A 16,634-nucleotide genomic window follows, 5' to 3' on the forward strand; every position below is an offset into this window, starting at 1 on the left:
GTTCAAAATAAAATAATTAATCTTGGCAATTAGCTTAGCATTTTTTTTCAAGCCAATGCAGAACTGTGTTATTTGTCTGCAACACAGACTAGCCATTCGTTCAAAAAAGGCATAGCATGCCCCTAGTTTTTGTCAGTTTATTACTGATGGATTAGCTTGATAGGAATACCTTTGAAACGTTTCACTTACCTCCTCACTTTATTTGCATTGCTCTGGACTTCTTTTGCAAATGCAACGTTGCTTAACTTAGTTCCCGAAAGTGTCCAAGCCGAATCTTGGACAATTTTAGACACTCAATCTGGACAAGTGATTGCTGAACAAAATAGTCATGTACAACGTGCACCTGCCTCATTAACCAAAATGATGGTGGGCTATATTGCCTTAAAAGAAATTCAGGCGGGACATTTACGTAAAGATGAGGTACTCACTGCAACACCTGTGGTGAAAACAGTGATGTGGGATGAATCCCAAATGTATTTAAAAGAAGGTGAGCAAATTTCGGTAGATCAGCTACTGGCGGGCTTAATTGTCATGTCAGCCAATGATGCAGCTGTAACACTAGCGGAACGCATTTCGGGAAGTATTCCGAAGTTTGTTGAACGGATGAATCAGGAAGCCAAAGCTTTGGGGATGAAAGATACGCACTTTCAAAACCCAGCAGGCATTACCATGCCTGAGCATTATTCTTCTGCCAATGATTTAGCCCATTTGGGTCAAGCAATTGCCAAGCAAACCCCTGACTATTTATATTATTCCAAGCAACAAAGCTTTAGTTATAATCAACGTTTTCACCGTGCCACCAATTTGGTCCTGAAAATGGATGCGACTGTCGATGGTCTAAAAACTGGTTATACCAAAGCAGCTGGCTACAACCTCGCTTTGACTGCGAACCGTCCAAGTATGAATCCTGAGGCACCAAATCGTCGTTTAGTCGTGGTGGTCATGGGAACAAAAAGTGCAGCCAAACGTGCAGAAGTCGCGTATGACCTGATGAATTTGGCATATACCTATACCCGCAATGAAGTCGCGATTAAAGACAAACAATTGATTGCCGAATTGCCTGTGGTCAAATCCACGCTAAAAATGTTCAAAGTACAAACTCAGACACCTGAACTGATTACCACATCATTGTATGACCAACCTTATGCCATTGATTTAAGCACCTATGACAAAGTCAATCAGCGCATCATGCTCAACACGGGCGATGGTACGATTCGCCCTGTAGAGCCATTGTTAGAAACGCGTACGCACATGAATGTTGAAATGAGTGAAAATGCCTTGACTGCTCCACTGGCGAAAGTCATGCAGCTTGCAACCGTACAGGTGTATCAGAACAATCAATTACTACGCACTATTGCAATTGAGGATGATGTTCAAATTGATGAAGCCAATATTTTTCAGCGCTTCTTTATCTGGCTTAAACACATACTGCCATTTTTCAGTAGCGAAGAACTTAAAGTGAAGATTTATCCCCTCAATGAATAAGAAATGCTTTGGTCTATTTTATGTAAGTTGTTGCAACTTATAAAAAATCCCAATACATCAACTCGAAGAGGATGGCATGTTAAGCCATCCTCTTTTTTTAAATAATCAATAGGTTCGTTAAAAAGGAACGAACTGCATAACATTGTGATTGTGGGTGGTGGTGGGCTTGAACATTCCAGTTTTTGGGTGCATATTTTGCGAGGCACACTAAAGCCAAAATCACGTTGGTCGATCAAAACCTGAAACATATTTGGAAACCGTTATTGCATGAAATTGCCGTCGGTGCACTCAATGCGTAGATCTAGGAACTGAATTATTTCGCGCATGCCGAACAACGTCACTACCAATTTGTCTTAGGTCGCTTTGTTCAATTAGATCATGCAAATAAAAGTATTTTATGCAAACTTCCCTTAACTGGTGTGAGTGCAGAACATCACCACTATTCCTTGAGTTATGGCATACTGATTTTACATCGGTTCAACGTCTAATGATTTCAATCGAAGGTGTACGTGAGCATTACCATTTTTTGCATAGTCGGGCACAAGCCAAACAATTTCAGCAATTGACTGAGTTTGAGAAAGATCATCCGAATCGACTCAAAGTTTACGCAACCCTACACACCAAAACCGACCCGAATATTTTTACCTTTGGCGATTGCGCACATCGCCAACCGCTTAGCAATGAGCCTGTACTCGGTCCCCGAGCATAAATCGCCAGTCAACAGGCGTATTTCTTGGTCAACACGATGTCTTTACGGATTAAAAACAAGCCTCAACCGATGTTTAAATTTACTTATAAAGGCTCACTGGTGTCATTAAGTCATCATCAAGCTGTAGGAGAATGGCTCGGACAAGTGAATATGCAAGGCTAGGTGGCAAAATCGCTGTATGTCTCATTGTATCGCATGCATCAGACCACTTTACATGGCAATATCCGTACTGCATATTTGATGACAAAAGATGCGATGAACAAAAAAATCGCACCTAAAACAAAATTGCATTGAAATTTTTTAAACTGCCCTTATAAACCTTAAAATGTCGTAAAAAAGTACAAAATGCAGTTTTTTGATGAAATATAGTCAACAAAACCTGCTTTTCACTTTATGATGTACCCTTAAAAAATTGAATGGATCAGTAACATGACTGCTATTGCAAATAACCACGTGGTTTCTTTCCACTACACATTGACTAACGCAGAGGGTGAAACTCTCGACCAATCTCAAGGTGAACCACTTGCATATTTGCACGGTGCGGGCAACATCATCCCTGGTTTAGAAAAAGCGCTTCTTGGTAAAACTGTAGGCGAAAAATTCACTGTAAATGTTCCTGCTGCTGAAGGTTATGGCGAATACAACCCAGACCTAGTACAAGAAGTTCCTGCACAAATGTTCCAAGGTGTAGATAACATCCAAGCAGGTATGCAATTCCAAGCACAAACTGATGATGGCGTTCAAATCGTGACAGTTAAAGCAGTTGAAGGCGACAACGTAATCGTTGATGCAAACTTCCCACTTGCTGGTCAAGACTTAACTTTCGAAGTTGAAATCGTAGAAATCCGTGAAGCTTCTCAAGAAGAATTAGATCACGGTCACGTACACGGTGCTGGTGGTCATCACCACTAAGATCGAAAGATCTCAAAAAGGGCAAATACAGATTTGCCCTTTTTTTATGCCTATTTTTTTCTAATTTTATACATCTTGCTGTGCTTAATTCAGCTAAATCGTTTTAGAATCAATTCAGTTGTTTATTCAAGTATTTCGCTCATGCAATTGATTTGGTTCCGACAAGATTTACGTATTCACGACCACGCAGCACTTTGGTATGCGACACAAACAGGACCCTGTTTGGCTATGGTGATCTTATCCCCTGAACAATGGATCATCCACCATGAAGCACCAGTGAAAATTGATTTTTATTTACGCCAATTACATGCCCTAAAACAGCAACTTCAACAGTTGAATATTCCACTCATCATCCGCGCAGTAGGCTTATGGAAAGATATTCCAGAGACCTTACTCAATTTAACCCAAGAGTTTTCAGTAAAAAGCATTCATGCCAATATTGAATTTGGGATCAATGAATTAAAGCGTGATCGCGAAGTACAAACACTGTTGCAGCAAAATAATCAAAGCTTAGAGCTATACCAAGACCGCACCCTTTTTCCGATTGGCTCAATTCGAAATAAGTCGCAACATCCTTATCAAGTGTTCGGTGCCTTTAAAAAAGCCTGCTATGAGGCCCTCAGTATTAGTCTACCGCAGAGCTATCCAACACCTACAGCTCAAGCACCGCTTTCCATCGCAATCGATGATGCTATTCCAGCACTCTCAGCAGTCTCTGCCGAATCGGTAGATTTGAACATTCAAACACGATGGCCTGTCGGTGAAAACCATGCCTTACATCTATTAGAAGACTTTATCGAACATAAAGTTAGCCACTATCAAAATGAAAGGGACTTTCCAAATTTACAAGGTACTAGTCAAGTCTCCCCTTACCTCACCATTGGTATTCTTTCCATTCGCCAATGTATTCAAGCCCTGTTCAGACCTCAACAGGGACATTTTCTGCCTGAAAATGCGGGACAACAAACCTGGTTGGACGAATTACTCTGGAGAGAGTTTTATCAACATATCCTGTTCGACTTTCCGCATGTTTCCAAACATCAACCATTCAAAACGAGTACGCAGTACATCAAATGGCGCGATGTGCCTGAGGATTTAACTGCATGGCAACAAGGACGTACAGGTATTCCGATTGTCGATGCGGGTATGCGGCAACTGCTCGCGACAGGCTGGATGCACAATCGGGTCCGCATGATCACCGCAATGTTCTTATGTAAAAACTTGCTAATCGATTGGCGACTGGGTGAACAATGGTTCATGCAGCATTTGATTGATGGCGATTTATCAGCGAATAATGGTGGTTGGCAATGGTGCGCATCTACAGGTACAGATGCTGTGCCTTATTTCCGCATCTTTAACCCAGTGAGCCAGTCGCAAAAATTTGATGCCAATGGCGACTACATACGTAAATGGGTCCCTGAATTAGCACATCTGGATGCCAAGACTATTCATGAACCGTTTGCCAAAAATCCGAACTTAAAACTGGATTATCCACATCCAATTGTCGATTTAAAATCGAGTCGTCAGCGTGCAATTGAAGCCTTTAAAGGACTTTAATGCAATAGAGCTAAGCTTTACAGAGGTTTGGCTCTTCAAAGTTACTTGATGACTGATGAATCAAAATAGGTGAATAAAGTGATGCTTTAAAAAATGACCAGTTATTATACTTTTCATGTTATACTTCACTTATTCAACTACCCGACTGTACTCTGGTCGAATCTGGTCTCTTTATGACCAGCATCACACTGCTGATCAACAGATTAGACAACATTATCTCCCTAAGTGCTGAAATTCGGCCCTGATAAGATATACCAACTTGCATGAATCAAATCGATCTCTAAATTTTGATCTTTTATTAGCTTCAGATTGGTTTTCTCCCAAAGCCATCTGCAACAGCTATCTTGTGCAGTTAAAGAATTTCGTATGTATTGATTGCTACGTTATGTAAACGGCTCGATTGAGTATGCTCCTGTTGACTCAATTTAGGTGTAAAATTAGTCATATCTGCTATGACTAAACCTGTAGCAGTAATACGGATACAATATCTAAAAATCTAGCCGATAACTTCGGTAAGACTTGGGATAAAGCGTCTAAAGATCCAAGCAATGAATATGGTAGTTGAAATTACTATTTTTTCTTCATATGAGGTGCTTATGCGTACATTTCTTGTTGTCTTACTAACGTCATATTACTTAGTTGGCTGCCAAGGGGCAGTGACGCCTCCTCCTCCCTCTACACAAACACTCATCGAAGACACGCAAAGTGGTTGGGTGGGTTAAAGAATAAAGCCCCAATCAAGGGGCTTTTCTTTTGTATAAGTTGCAGTGTGATTTACGTAATCCATCCGTTCAATTTGGATGATCGACCTCAATCGTTAAGCCGCTTGTTCATCACGCTTAAAGACCAGCTCACCTTTAATCGAGCTTGCCGCATCAAAATAATAACCATCAGTATTGAAAGATTTTAAATCTTCAGCACTATTCATTTTATTTTGAATGATATAGCGCGCCATTAAACCACGAGCTTTTTTCGCGTAAAAACTAATGACTTTGTATTTTCCATTTTTCTGATCCAAGAAAACCGGCTTAATAATTTCAGCCTTCACTTTGCTTTCTTTGACAGACTTATAATATTCATCGGAAGCCAAATTCACCAACAGCTCAGAATTTGCCTGAGCCAAATCAGCATTCACCAATTGGGTAATTTGATCGCCCCAAAACTCATACAAATTATGACCACGTGCATTGGCAAGTTTGGTTCCCATTTCCAAACGATACGGCATCATCAAGTCAAAAGGACGCAATAAACCATACAATCCCGATAACATGCGCAAATGACTTTGAGCAAATTTCAGATCTTGTATACCTAAATCATAAGCATCTAAACCAGTGTAGACATCACCTTTAAAGGCAAAAATCGCTTGGCGTGCATTGGAAAAATTAAACTCAGGTTGCCAGTCACGGAAGCGTGCTACGTTTAATTGTGCAATTTTTTCACTCACACTCATTAAATTGGCGATTTCTGAAGCAGATAGCTTACGACTTACGTCTATAAGTTGTTGTGAATGCGCTAACAGTCTTGGTAAAGTGTGCTGGTCAGTTGGAAGTGCAGATTCATAATCTAAAGTCTTAGCAGGAGAAATTAAGGCGAGCATATACAATCTGATTAAAAAATAATTAAACAAACTATATCAGTAGACTTATTTTTTTTCCAATCTGTGTTTTTACTAAGCATAATCGGTAAAATAGCCGATTCTCCTGCTATTAATCCATTAATCTTATGTCCGAGCAAATTTTCATTCCCGGTCCTGTGGGTCAAATTGAAGTTTTCGTTGATTACCCACAAGGCGAAGTGAAAGGATTCGCGGTAATTTGCCACCCTCATCCATTGCAAGGCGGCACGCCTCAACATAAAGTTCCAGCACTTCTTGCCCAAATTTTAGTTGAAAATGGCTGTGTGGTTTATCGTCCTAGCTTCCGTGGTTCAGGTCAAAGTGAAGGTGTCCATGACGAAGGTCACGGTGAAACTGACGATGTGTTAAAAGTCATTCATCATGCACGTTTGCAACATGTCGGCTTACCTTTTTACGCAGGTGGCTTCAGCTTTGGCGCACACGTGATGGCGAAATGCTACGATGCTTTACCAAGCGAACTCAGATCGATTCAAACGATTTTATGTGGTCTGCCAACTGCGACTGTTGCAGGTGTTCGTCACTATCAAACGCCTGAAATTAAAGGTGATATTCTATTCATTCATGGTGAAGCAGATGATGTAACGACATTATCCGACATGATTGCATGGGCAAAACCTCAGCGACATTTGGTTACTGTTTTACCAGGTGCAAACCACTTCTTCACAGGTTATTTAAAACAGTTACGTATTGCGATTGCACGTTTCTTGTTAATTTAATCTGCAATAACAACTTCGGGAAAGAAATCATTATTATAGAGAATGGTTTCTTTCTTCAGTTGATGCTCCAGTTGGATATCCCCTACGCCATGTAGCCTGCTGATTAATTTTTTAATCGGTCTAGTGCAGACTATTGTCTCAATTTATTTTTCTTTACTTATCAGTTGACTCGCCTGACGATCAAACAATACTTGTGCTCAAAGTGAAATATATCTTCCAACAATTCAATTGGATCAATTGATGCTCTAGGCTTGTCTTTATTTTATACAATATAGAATATTGCTTTGATCGGCTTCAGAAGTTTATTTTCTGATATTTTTTTGGCATTTTCTGCACATCCGTATTTTAATAATTAATTATATAATCAATACCTTAGCTCGCTATAACTTTCTATTTTCAAATTTCAATACTGCGGTCAGGTTTCTATGAAAACATTTTTTGGGGCAATTTTCCTTGCTTTAGCCACTACATCGACCCTTGCACAGGACATTACAGGTACATGGCGCTATATTGATGACAAAACAGGGGAACCTAAAGCGCTGGTGAAAATTGAAAAGCAAAGCAATGACACTTACGCAGGTACTGTTCTCAAACTCACACCGCGCCCAGGTTATACACCAAAAGAATTTTGTACCCATTGCCCTGCACCGTATACCAATAAACCCATCATCGGGATGCAAGTTATTTCTGGTCTAAAGACGCATGATCGTGTGAATTACAGCAGCGGTAAAATTATTGATCCTGTTTCTGGAAAGATTTACAGCTTAAAAGGAAGAGTCAGCCCAAATAACAAAAAACTGTTTTTACGTGGCTATTTTGGTGTTTCAGCGGTAGGTCGTAGCCAGACTTGGTTACGTGTAGAGTAAAATTTTCAGCAGTACTGTGTTGAGTTTCGCTGGTTTTATGCCCCGTATTCGGCTCAATCAAAACATGAAGTTGTTGAATGAGTGATGACTCATTCAACATTTTTTATGCAGCATATTAAGCAATCTTCGAATCACTTAAATTTCAGGCAGAGTACCTACTGATTTCATAAATCACTGCCATATATTTTCTTTGTGCTAATTGCTTTATGATCTTGCCGCCCAAGGTCTCAGCAATTTTGCGACTCGCCCAGTTTTCTTCAGCGACTGGATAATATATCTGCTCCAATCTCAGCTCTGCAAATGCGAAAGTAATTAGAGACTCTACAGCTTCTCGTCCAAATTTATGTCCATGCTGCTGCTCCTTCACCCAAATACCTACGGTCGGCGCTTCACTCTTTAATCGATGTAAGCCACATAGACCAATAAACTCACGAGAGCTTTGATCTCTTATGACAAAACCAACTCATACTGCGATTGCATCTTATACAGCCACGCAGTCCAGACTTCACGAAACTTTTCCTCAGACTCTGGCATATCCCATGCCATATATTGCGCCAGATTTGGGTTAATTGCCGCATAGGTTTCTAAAGCATCATGTTCATGAAAATAAGATAAAACAAGCCGCTTGCTGTTTAATTGAGGTAAATCAACTCTATCTCACATCATGCCTGAAAACCACCTACTGTCTGCGTTCACAGCCACTCAAATCCGCTAAAACTCTCATCAGTTTTCAAAGAATTTTCAACCGCTTGAGCCAATTGATTTATTAAACTGCGCTCACTAATTCGGTCTAACCAGTCCTGATCTTCAGTCGGATATGAAGTAATTTCACACACTAGATGACCTTCCAGATCTGAACCCTGACAGGTAATAGACAAGGGTAAAGCATGGTTATCAACACTCACAGCCACATGATCACCACTTTGTGGCAAGGTATGAAAACCATATTGACCCAGTTTGCCAACCAACAAATCTGCCACATATTCTTGTGTGATATGGCACTGATTCCCTGCTACTGCCTGATGTTGATGCTGCTCGCAATTGGCAGTGAATTGTAATTTTCGCATAATGCTACCCAAAGGCATTTTTGTTATATGGGTTTAGCATAAGCAATAAAAACAAAACAGCCAAGCATTTGCTTGGCTGTTCAATCATAAATACATGACTTGTTGAGTCACAAGGCTTATTCAGTGACCTGAATCGCTAAACCCGCTTGATTTGCAAGCTCAGTAAAGGTTGGGAAGCTGGTTGCAACTGTTTCCGTACCTACAATTTTAATTTCACCTGAACTACGTAAACCCGCCATACTAAAGCTCATGGCAATACGGTGATCATGGTGTGATTCAATTTCACCACCTGCAAAGATAGCAGACCAATCCCCAGATTGACCTTTACCCTCAATGATGATGCCATCTTCTGTTGGCGTACAGTCAATGCCCATAGTTCTTAAGCCATCTGCCATCACTTGAATACGGTCAGATTCTTTTACGCGTAATTCGGCAGCGCCAGTCAGCACAGTTTGTCCTTCGGCACATGCTGCAGCAATAAACAATGCTGGGAACTCATCAATCGCTAAAGGCACTTGGTCTTCAGGCATATGAATCCCTTTTAAAGTACGGCTACCACGAATACGAATATCCGCAATCGGTTCACCACCCGCAATACGCTCGTTTTCTACGCTGAGGTCTGCACCCATTTGTTTCAGAATTTCAATCACACCCGTACGCGTCGGGTTAATGCCCACAGCCTCAAGGGTCACATCCGAACCTTCAGTAATGGCAGCACCGACCATGAAGAAGGCTGCAGAAGAAATATCAGATGGAACTTGAATGTCTGTGCCAACCAATTTACCACCACCTTGTAGGGAAATACGATTACCTTCAGTTTTCACTTCATAGCCAAAAGCACGCAGCATACGCTCTGAATGATCACGGGTCGGCTCAGGTTCAGTCACCGAAGTTTCACCTTCTGCCCATAACCCTGCCAATAAAATACCCGATTTCACCTGAGCAGAAGCCATTGGTAAATCGTAGTGAATTCCTTTTAGTGGCTGGCTGCCCGTAATCGACACTGGTGGTGTACCACGCTCACCTGTGGTTTGAATTTGTGCACCCATTTCACGTAGTGGTTTGGCAATTCGCTCCATCGGACGCTTTGACAAAGAAGCATCACCCGTCATCACAGAATCAAATTTTTGTGCAGACAATATGCCTGATAGTAAACGCATTGAGGTACCTGAGTTCCCCATATACAACGCGCTCGCAGGTGCTTTTAAGCCCTGCATGCCTACGCCATGAATGGTGACTTCACCATTTTTTGGACCTTCAATACTCACGCCCATATCACGGAAGGCTTGTAATGTTGCTAAAGCATCTTCACCCTCAAGAAAACCTGTGACATGGGTTGTGCCTTCGGCAATCGCACCAAACATGATAGAGCGGTGAGACACAGACTTGTCTCCAGGCACGGTAAATTTACCTTGGAACGTCTTAGGGCCTGGCAAAATGGTAAATTGTTGTGTCACCTTATTTTTCTCCATCAGGGGTTTCTTGGCTAACATATGATTGAAATGTTGTCTTGCAGCTTGAGCATTGCCGAGCAATCCCATGAGGGCTGGAGAATCTTCATTTTCAATCAGTTTTCTAAGTACAGTAAGTTGTTGTTCAAAACCATCTACAGCATTCAAAATGGCTTTTTTATTGGCAAAGAAGATGTCATGCCACATTTGCGGATCACTGGCAGCAATACGTGAGAAGTCTCGAAAACCACCCGCAGCATAACGAAAAATATCCAGATTATCGGCGCGGTTCGCCAGTTGCTCGACTAAGTTAAATGCCATTAAATGCGGTAAATGACTGGTATGGGCTAACACTTCATCGTGCTTTTCCACATCCATACAAATGACTTCAGCTTTCGCGGCTTGCCATAAGGTAATTAGTTTTTCAACCGCCCAAGATGCACTACTTGGAAGTGGCGTCAGAATAACTTTATGATGCGCAAATAAGTCGACTTTACCTGCATGCACACCTGTATGTTCAGCCCCTGCAATCGGATGCCCTGGAACAAAACCAGCAGGTAATTGTTCTCCATACACGGCCTTAGCTGCATCAACAACATTGCCTTTGGTACTGCCAACATCAGTAATAATGCAGTTTTCAGACAAATAAGGCTTGATGGTTGCTAAAACATTTTCGGTTGCACGCACAGGCAAAGCCAGTACGACCAGATCAGCACCTTGCACAGCATCGACTGGGTTGCTATAGCCTTGCTCAATTAGACCTAATGCTTTCGCATCTTCCAGCGTTTTCGCTGAACGTGTCGATGCAACAATTTGGTTTGCCAATTTTTCAGCAACTATTACACGAGCCAGACTTGAACCAATCAGTCCGAGTCCAATAAATGCAACTTTTTTAAACAACGGCTGTGTCATCTTTTATGCTTTCGCCTCTAAACCCTACACTTTGGCAAGTGCTTTACAACGGTATCTTTATGCTTAAGTTTGTTTAAAACTCAAATTTTTTGACCGCTGTCCCGATCTCACCATCTTTCATCTAGATTCATGTAGCGAAACAGCAGCACCACCTGTCGATGGTAATTGTCTTTTATAGCACAGCGATTGGATACGATCCCAATACACGCACTTCTTTCACTAAAGGACGAATTTCTTCAATTGCTGCCTTCACATTTTCCTGTTCAATATGCCCTTCAAGGTCAATAAAGAACACATAAGCCCATTTTTCAGGAAGCGCAGGTCGTGTTTCAATACTGGTCAAACTAATTTGATGTTTTGCAAAAGGCGCCAAGATTTCCAGTAAAGCACCTGCACGGTCATGCGCAGAAATCAGTAAAGAAGTTTTGTCATTGCCGCTTTGCGGAACCTTCTCACGACCAATGACCAAGAAACGTGTCGTGTTCTCTGGATTATCTTCAATATTGCTGTGCAGAATTTCTAGACCATAAATACTTGCGGCTACATCGGATGCAATCGCAGCCGAATGCCACTCATTACGGATACGGCGTGCAGCTTCAGCATTTGAGTTTAACGCTACACGTTCCACCCCAGGATAATGTGCATCTAACCATTTACGGCACTGTGCCAAGGTTTGTTGATGCGCATAAATCTGCTTGATGCTGTCTTTACGGGTATTTTCAGAAATTAAGAATTGATGATGGATACGCAGCTCCACTTCACCAATCACATTTAGATTAGATGATTTAAAACAATCTAAGGTATGGTTTACGACACCTTCAGATGAGTTTTCTACTGGGACTAAACCATAGTGAGCACTGCCCGCTTCAACTTCACGAAACACTTCATCAATGGTTGGTAAAGGACGCACTACTGCATCCTGACCAAAATGCTTCAGTACTGCTGAATGGGTATATGTTCCGACTGGCCCTAAGAACGCAATACTTTGTGGCGCTTCTAGTGCTAAACAAGCCGACATAATTTCACGGAATAAACGTGCCATCGTCACATCAGACAACGGACCTTCATTGCGCTCCATCACATTACGCAACACCTGTGCTTCACGTTCAGGACGGTAAAACATTGGATTCTCTTCAGAAGCAAATTTTGCCTTTGCTACTGCTTCAGCCAAGCGCGCGCGACGGTTAATGAGTTGCTGAATCTGCTGATCGACAGAATCAATATCTTCGCGAATCTTGGTCAAGTCTAGAGAAGTCGTAGTGTTTTGATCGTCGTTGATCATTGTTATTTCGCCCTGCAAAAACGTGAATGCCGACAGTATATCAAGAGTTCAATTAAATGGTAGGCAATAAAATTTGGATTCATCCTGATTTCAAGCTACTAGCCCCTAATATTTGCCAAAATCAAACTAAAGTTTTTAATTTTAGAATAGATACAAGTACTGACTTGGATATTTAGAGGACAGGATGATGCAAATTACTCAGGCTCATAAAGTGACATATCCCACATAAAGTGTAATGACAAATATCACACAACCTTAAAATTTGATGAATCACGTTATCTTTATTATTTTTATTTAAAACATAAGACTAGAAAGTTTCATCAACAATATGACATGATCAAGGCATATTACTTTCGATCACAATTTAACCACAATTTAACATGACGTATTTCACAATTTGTCTGTTATTTTAAATTTAAAAATGCTATTCGGAGAATAAAAATGCCAAAAAGAATTGCAGTTTTAGTCACGCATGATTTTGAAGACATGGAATATGTCGAACCTGTTGAAGCCTTTCGTGCAGCCAGTCATAGTGTGGTGAATATAGAAAACAAAGCGGGAAATATTGTCTATGGAAAAAAACGGCGATATTCCGTCACCATTGATGAAAGCATCGACAATGTCAGTGTACAAGATTTTGATGCCCTGCTGATTCCAGGTGGCTATTCGCCTGATATGTTAAGAGCAGATGAACGCTATGTGGATTTTGTGCGACGTTTTGCCAACGCACAAAAGCCAATTATGAGTAGTTGTCATGGTCCGCAATTGTTGATTAATGCTGGTGTGGTCAAAGGACGCCGCATGACCACCATGAAATCCGTGATTATAGATTTACTCAATGCAGGTGCCGTGTTCTATGATCAAGCTGTCGTGAATGACAATAACCTGTATATTTCGTCTCGCGCACCTGAAGACCTACCCGACTTCATCCGTGAAAGTTTAAATGTACTTAAGCTTTAAAGTAAAAAGAGCCTCACGGCTCTTTTATTCTACTAACGCCCCAGCAAACCCCGTGCGACAATTTCTTTCATAATTTCATTGGTGCCGCCATAAATTCGTTGAATTCTGGCGTCAACAAAGAAACGGGAAATTGGATATTCCGTCATGTAGCCATAGCCCCCAAACAATTGCAGCAATTGATCTGCGACTTTCATTTGCATATCGGTCGAAAAACTTTTCAGTGCAGCAGCTGTTTCAACATTCAGTTTGCCCTGCATATATAACTCAACATTTTGGTTATAAAAAGCGGCTGTCGCCAGTTCATCAATTTTTGCCTGTGCTAATACAAAGCGGGTATTTTGGAATTGTCCAATCTTTTTCCCAAAAGCCTGACGTTCCTGAACGTATTGCGTGGTGACATCTATCGCTCCGCGAATTGCACCTAAAGCTGTTGCCGCAATTGCAGTACGTTCACGCGGTAACTCTTGCATTAAATAATGAAAACCCTGTCCAGCTTGTCCTAACAATTGATCCTTTGGTACCTTCACATTATCAAAGAAAAGTTCAGATGTATCTTGGGAATGTAAGCCAATCTTGTCTAAGTTAGTGCCCTTTTTAAAGCCTTCTAAATGTGTATCTAATAAAAGCAATGACACCCCTTTTGCTCGGGCTTGCGGATCCGTTTTCACGGCAAGTACCACTAAATCGGCATGTTGCCCATTCGAAATAAAAGTTTTGGAACCATTCAGAAGATAATGCTCATCCTGCAAAATTGCAGTCGTGCGTAATGCTTGCAAATCAGAACCTGCACCAGGCTCGGTCATCCCAATAGCCCCAACGACTTCACCTGTGACCATTTTCGGCAACCAATACTGCTTCTGCGCCTCAGTCCCGATATGTAGGATATAAGGTGCAGCAATTTCAGAATGGCATGAGATGGCGGTAGAAAGCGCGCCATATCCTGCTCGTGCGGACTCTTCCACTAACATGAGCGAGTAATGTGTAGGTACCCCATAGCCACCATATTGCTCAGGTACATCTACACACAAAAAGCCATTTTCACCCAGCTTGTTCCATACGGCGCGCGGCATAATCCCTTGGCGTTCCCATTGTTCATACTCTGGGGCAATATGCTCTTGCATAAAACGTTTAAAATTATCTTTGAAAAGTTCCAAATCTGCATCATGAGCTAACATTATTCTTCCTGAGTTGTTTTAATCTTCAGTAAATATGCTAGGCAATTTCATTGCTTCTGTCATGTGCAGCTTGTGTCTTATTTAAGGCAACTTCAGGTCAATTCAAATCAATAAACAAAAAAGGAAGCCGAAGCTTCCTTTTGTGCAATCACATCACATTAAGCGTGTGCTTGATTACCTTCATCCATCATTTGCTTGTCTACCTCTTCAGGGTTAGCCAAAGCAAAATCTAGTTTTTCCTTGTCGAGCTGACCAACCCACTTGGCAACCACAATCGTCGCCAATGAGTTACCCACCAAGTTAGTTAAAGCACGAGCTTCAGACATGAAGCGGTCAATACCTAAAATCAGTGCTAAACCAGCAACAGGAATATGACCTACAGCAGACAATGTAGCCGCCATTACAATGAAGCCTGAACCTGTTACACCTGCAGCACCCTTAGAAGAAATCAACAACACCAACAACAATGTGATTTGGTGCGAGATATCTAATTGAGTATTGGTTGCTTGAGCAATAAAGACCGCAGCCATAGTCAGGTAAATAGAAGTACCATCTAAGTTAAATGAATAACCTGTAGGAATAACCAGACCCACTACAGATTTCTCACAACCCGCAATTTCAAGTTTCTTCAACATACGTGGCAACACAGATTCTGATGAAGAAGTACCTAAAACGATTAACAATTCTTCGCGAATCATACGAATCATTTTTAAGATACTGAAACCACAGATACGGCTGATTGAACCCAATACAATAAAGATGAACAATAAACAGGTAATATAGAAACAGATAATCAACTGGAATAATTGCGCTAAGCTGCCAATACCATATTTACCAATGGTAAATGCCATTGCACCGAATGCACCAATCGGCGCAAGCTTCATGATCATATTTACGATATTGAAGAAGACATGCGAAATTTGGTCAATCAGTTTCAGTACTGGCTTACCAGAATCACCTAATTTATGTAGGGCAAAACCAAACAAAATAGCGAATAACAAGACTTGAAGAATTTCACCTTCAGCAAATGCACCCACCACAGTATGTGGAATGACGTTCATCAAGAAGTCGATCGTAGATTGCGACTGACCAGATTCTACATATTTTGAAATACCTGATACATCTAAAGATGCAGGATCAATGTTCATGCCTACACCAGGTTTGGCGATGTTAATTACCAGCAAACCAATCAATAAGGCAATCGTCGAAACAATTTCAAAATAAAGTAAAGCAATACCGCCAGTTTTACCCACTGATTTCATGCTTTCCATGCCAGCAATACCGCTAACAACTGTACAGAAAATCACTGGGGCGATGATCATTTTAATCAAACGAATAAATGCATCACCTAAAGGTTTGAGCTGTTCGCCTAAACCAGGAACATATTGTTCAGCACCATTTACAATCTGGGTTCCACTTGGAGAGAAATGACCAACCAGAATACCTGCAATGATAGCTACAATCACTTGGAAATACAGTGATTTATAGATGGGTTTTTTAGCCATAGCGTTACTTCTAAACATGTTTCTAGAACTAGAAACATCCAATATTCGTCTATTCCTAAGAATACACAGCCCTTAAAAATTCCTTTTATAATCACTACAAAAGGTCATAGGTATTAAGTTAGGCTTAATACCTTCTCATTGAACTAAATAATAATATCCACGATTCCATCGCAGAGAGACTCTTGAAAACTTTTATTTTTCAAGATGATAGAGAGTTTTAATTGATAAGAAAAACTTAATGTTGTCGTATCACTGTTAATTTTACCTAATTTTTAATCAGTAAAACTACAGAAAAGCCCACAAGAGATCAAAACATAGTCGCTTTATTATTAGACATTAGTCTTATAGCCAACACCCTATTTTTCTTTCTTTTATCCTGAAATCTTTCTATTATCAAATGA

Annotated in this window: 14 protein-coding genes and 1 pseudogene; 8 read left to right on the plus strand and 7 right to left on the minus strand. The window is 40.9% G+C overall.

Translation table 11 applies throughout. The features are described 5' to 3' along the window. Positions 1 to 171: 171 nt before the first annotated feature. The 5 genes and pseudogenes from MKI85_RS02365 (at position 172) to MKI85_RS16895 (ending at position 5,385) form a co-directional block, all read left to right on the plus strand. A complete protein-coding gene (locus tag MKI85_RS02365; RefSeq protein WP_241624630.1) occupies positions 172 to 1,485 on the plus strand; it encodes a D-alanyl-D-alanine carboxypeptidase PBP6B in 1,314 nt (437 codons plus the stop codon). Between the two features lie 108 nt (positions 1,486 to 1,593). Continuing rightward, positions 1,594 to 2,488: pseudogene (locus tag MKI85_RS02370) on the plus strand (NAD(P)/FAD-dependent oxidoreductase). Positions 2,489 to 2,623: 135 nt separating this feature from the next. Next, on the plus strand, positions 2,624 to 3,106 hold the full coding sequence (locus MKI85_RS02375; protein WP_016167486.1) for an FKBP-type peptidyl-prolyl cis-trans isomerase: 483 nt from the start codon (positions 2,624 to 2,626) through the stop codon (positions 3,104 to 3,106). Positions 3,107 to 3,247: 141 nt separating this feature from the next. Next, positions 3,248 to 4,663, plus strand: coding sequence for a cryptochrome/photolyase family protein (locus MKI85_RS02380; RefSeq protein WP_241624633.1), 1,416 nt, complete (start codon positions 3,248 to 3,250; stop codon positions 4,661 to 4,663). A 596-nt stretch (positions 4,664 to 5,259) separates the two neighbouring features. Continuing rightward, the gene (locus tag MKI85_RS16895) at positions 5,260 to 5,385 is read left to right on the plus strand and encodes a hypothetical protein (RefSeq protein ID WP_281070014.1); all 126 of its coding nucleotides are present in this window, start codon (positions 5,260 to 5,262) and stop codon (positions 5,383 to 5,385) included. Positions 5,386 to 5,480: 95 nt separating this feature from the next. Here MKI85_RS16895 and yaaA read toward each other — a convergent pair whose 3' ends face one another. Beyond that, on the minus strand, positions 5,481 to 6,260 hold the full coding sequence (gene yaaA, locus MKI85_RS02385; protein WP_241624635.1) for a peroxide stress protein YaaA: 780 nt from the start codon (positions 6,258 to 6,260) through the stop codon (positions 5,481 to 5,483). Positions 6,261 to 6,385: 125 nt separating this feature from the next. On the opposite strand from yaaA, the gene MKI85_RS02390 reads away from it, so the two are divergent. Together MKI85_RS02390 and MKI85_RS02395 are read left to right on the plus strand one after the other, a co-directional pair. Next, on the plus strand, positions 6,386 to 7,015 hold the full coding sequence (locus MKI85_RS02390; protein ID WP_100241582.1) for an alpha/beta hydrolase: 630 nt from the start codon (positions 6,386 to 6,388) through the stop codon (positions 7,013 to 7,015). A 425-nt stretch (positions 7,016 to 7,440) separates the two neighbouring features. Beyond that, positions 7,441 to 7,881 (plus strand): DUF2147 domain-containing protein, encoded by a 441-nt coding sequence (locus tag MKI85_RS02395; RefSeq protein WP_241624637.1) that lies wholly within the window; start codon positions 7,441 to 7,443, stop codon positions 7,879 to 7,881. Positions 7,882 to 8,023: 142 nt separating this feature from the next. Here MKI85_RS02395 and MKI85_RS02400 read toward each other — a convergent pair whose 3' ends face one another. From MKI85_RS02400 to pheA, 4 genes are all read right to left on the minus strand, one after another. Then, positions 8,024 to 8,332 carry a GNAT family N-acetyltransferase gene (locus tag MKI85_RS02400; protein WP_348637228.1) on the minus strand — a complete coding sequence of 103 codons (309 nt, stop codon included), beginning with the start codon at positions 8,330 to 8,332 and terminating at the stop codon, positions 8,024 to 8,026. Between the two features lie 241 nt (positions 8,333 to 8,573). Continuing rightward, the gene (locus tag MKI85_RS02405) at positions 8,574 to 8,948 is read right to left on the minus strand and encodes a hypothetical protein (protein WP_241624639.1); all 375 of its coding nucleotides are present in this window, start codon (positions 8,946 to 8,948) and stop codon (positions 8,574 to 8,576) included. Positions 8,949 to 9,064: 116 nt separating this feature from the next. Next, positions 9,065 to 11,311 carry a bifunctional prephenate dehydrogenase/3-phosphoshikimate 1-carboxyvinyltransferase gene (locus tag MKI85_RS02410; RefSeq protein WP_241624641.1) on the minus strand — a complete coding sequence of 749 codons (2,247 nt, stop codon included), beginning with the start codon at positions 11,309 to 11,311 and terminating at the stop codon, positions 9,065 to 9,067. A gap of 172 nt (positions 11,312 to 11,483) precedes the next feature. Further along, the gene (gene pheA / locus MKI85_RS02415; protein WP_241624643.1) at positions 11,484 to 12,593 is read right to left on the minus strand and encodes a prephenate dehydratase; all 1,110 of its coding nucleotides are present in this window, start codon (positions 12,591 to 12,593) and stop codon (positions 11,484 to 11,486) included. A gap of 441 nt (positions 12,594 to 13,034) precedes the next feature. On the opposite strand from pheA, the gene MKI85_RS02420 reads away from it, so the two are divergent. Next, positions 13,035 to 13,553: a type 1 glutamine amidotransferase domain-containing protein gene (locus tag MKI85_RS02420; protein WP_241624644.1), complete on the plus strand. Its 519-nt coding sequence runs from the start codon at positions 13,035 to 13,037 to the stop codon at positions 13,551 to 13,553. 32 nt (positions 13,554 to 13,585) lie between these two features. Here the strand turns inward: MKI85_RS02420 and MKI85_RS02425 are convergent, their stop codons facing one another. Both MKI85_RS02425 and MKI85_RS02430 read right to left on the minus strand, forming a co-directional pair. Continuing rightward, positions 13,586 to 14,728, minus strand: coding sequence for an acyl-CoA dehydrogenase family protein (locus tag MKI85_RS02425; RefSeq protein ID WP_241624645.1), 1,143 nt, complete (start codon positions 14,726 to 14,728; stop codon positions 13,586 to 13,588). 158 nt (positions 14,729 to 14,886) lie between these two features. Continuing rightward, positions 14,887 to 16,233, minus strand: coding sequence for a dicarboxylate/amino acid:cation symporter (locus MKI85_RS02430; protein WP_241624646.1), 1,347 nt, complete (start codon positions 16,231 to 16,233; stop codon positions 14,887 to 14,889). Positions 16,234 to 16,634: the final 401 nt, after the last annotated feature.

Origin of the sequence: Acinetobacter zhairuonensis (assembly GCF_022601715.1) — a bacterium.
Taxonomy (GTDB): Bacteria; Pseudomonadota; Gammaproteobacteria; order Pseudomonadales; family Moraxellaceae; genus Acinetobacter.

What these genes read in the sequence shown, in the direction of transcription:
- MKI85_RS02375 (WP_016167486.1), top strand. Translation starts at nt 2,624, where the DNA reads ATGACTGCTATTGCAAATAACCACGTGGTTTCTTTCCACTACACATTG.
- MKI85_RS02380 (WP_241624633.1), top strand. Translation starts at nt 3,248, where the DNA reads ATGCAATTGATTTGGTTCCGACAAGATTTACGTATTCACGACCACGCA.
- MKI85_RS16895 (WP_281070014.1), top strand. Translation starts at nt 5,260, where the DNA reads ATGCGTACATTTCTTGTTGTCTTACTAACGTCATATTACTTAGTTGGC.
- yaaA (WP_241624635.1), bottom strand. Translation starts at nt 6,260, where the DNA reads ATGCTCGCCTTAATTTCTCCTGCTAAGACTTTAGATTATGAATCTGCA.
- MKI85_RS02390 (WP_100241582.1), top strand. Translation starts at nt 6,386, where the DNA reads ATGTCCGAGCAAATTTTCATTCCCGGTCCTGTGGGTCAAATTGAAGTT.
- MKI85_RS02395 (WP_241624637.1), top strand. Translation starts at nt 7,441, where the DNA reads ATGAAAACATTTTTTGGGGCAATTTTCCTTGCTTTAGCCACTACATCG.
- MKI85_RS02405 (WP_241624639.1), bottom strand. Translation starts at nt 8,948, where the DNA reads ATGCGAAAATTACAATTCACTGCCAATTGCGAGCAGCATCAACATCAG.
- MKI85_RS02410 (WP_241624641.1), bottom strand. Translation starts at nt 11,311, where the DNA reads ATGACACAGCCGTTGTTTAAAAAAGTTGCATTTATTGGACTCGGACTG.
- pheA (WP_241624643.1), bottom strand. Translation starts at nt 12,593, where the DNA reads ATGATCAACGACGATCAAAACACTACGACTTCTCTAGACTTGACCAAG.
- MKI85_RS02420 (WP_241624644.1), top strand. Translation starts at nt 13,035, where the DNA reads ATGCCAAAAAGAATTGCAGTTTTAGTCACGCATGATTTTGAAGACATG.
- MKI85_RS02425 (WP_241624645.1), bottom strand. Translation starts at nt 14,728, where the DNA reads ATGTTAGCTCATGATGCAGATTTGGAACTTTTCAAAGATAATTTTAAA.
- MKI85_RS02430 (WP_241624646.1), bottom strand. Translation starts at nt 16,233, where the DNA reads ATGGCTAAAAAACCCATCTATAAATCACTGTATTTCCAAGTGATTGTA.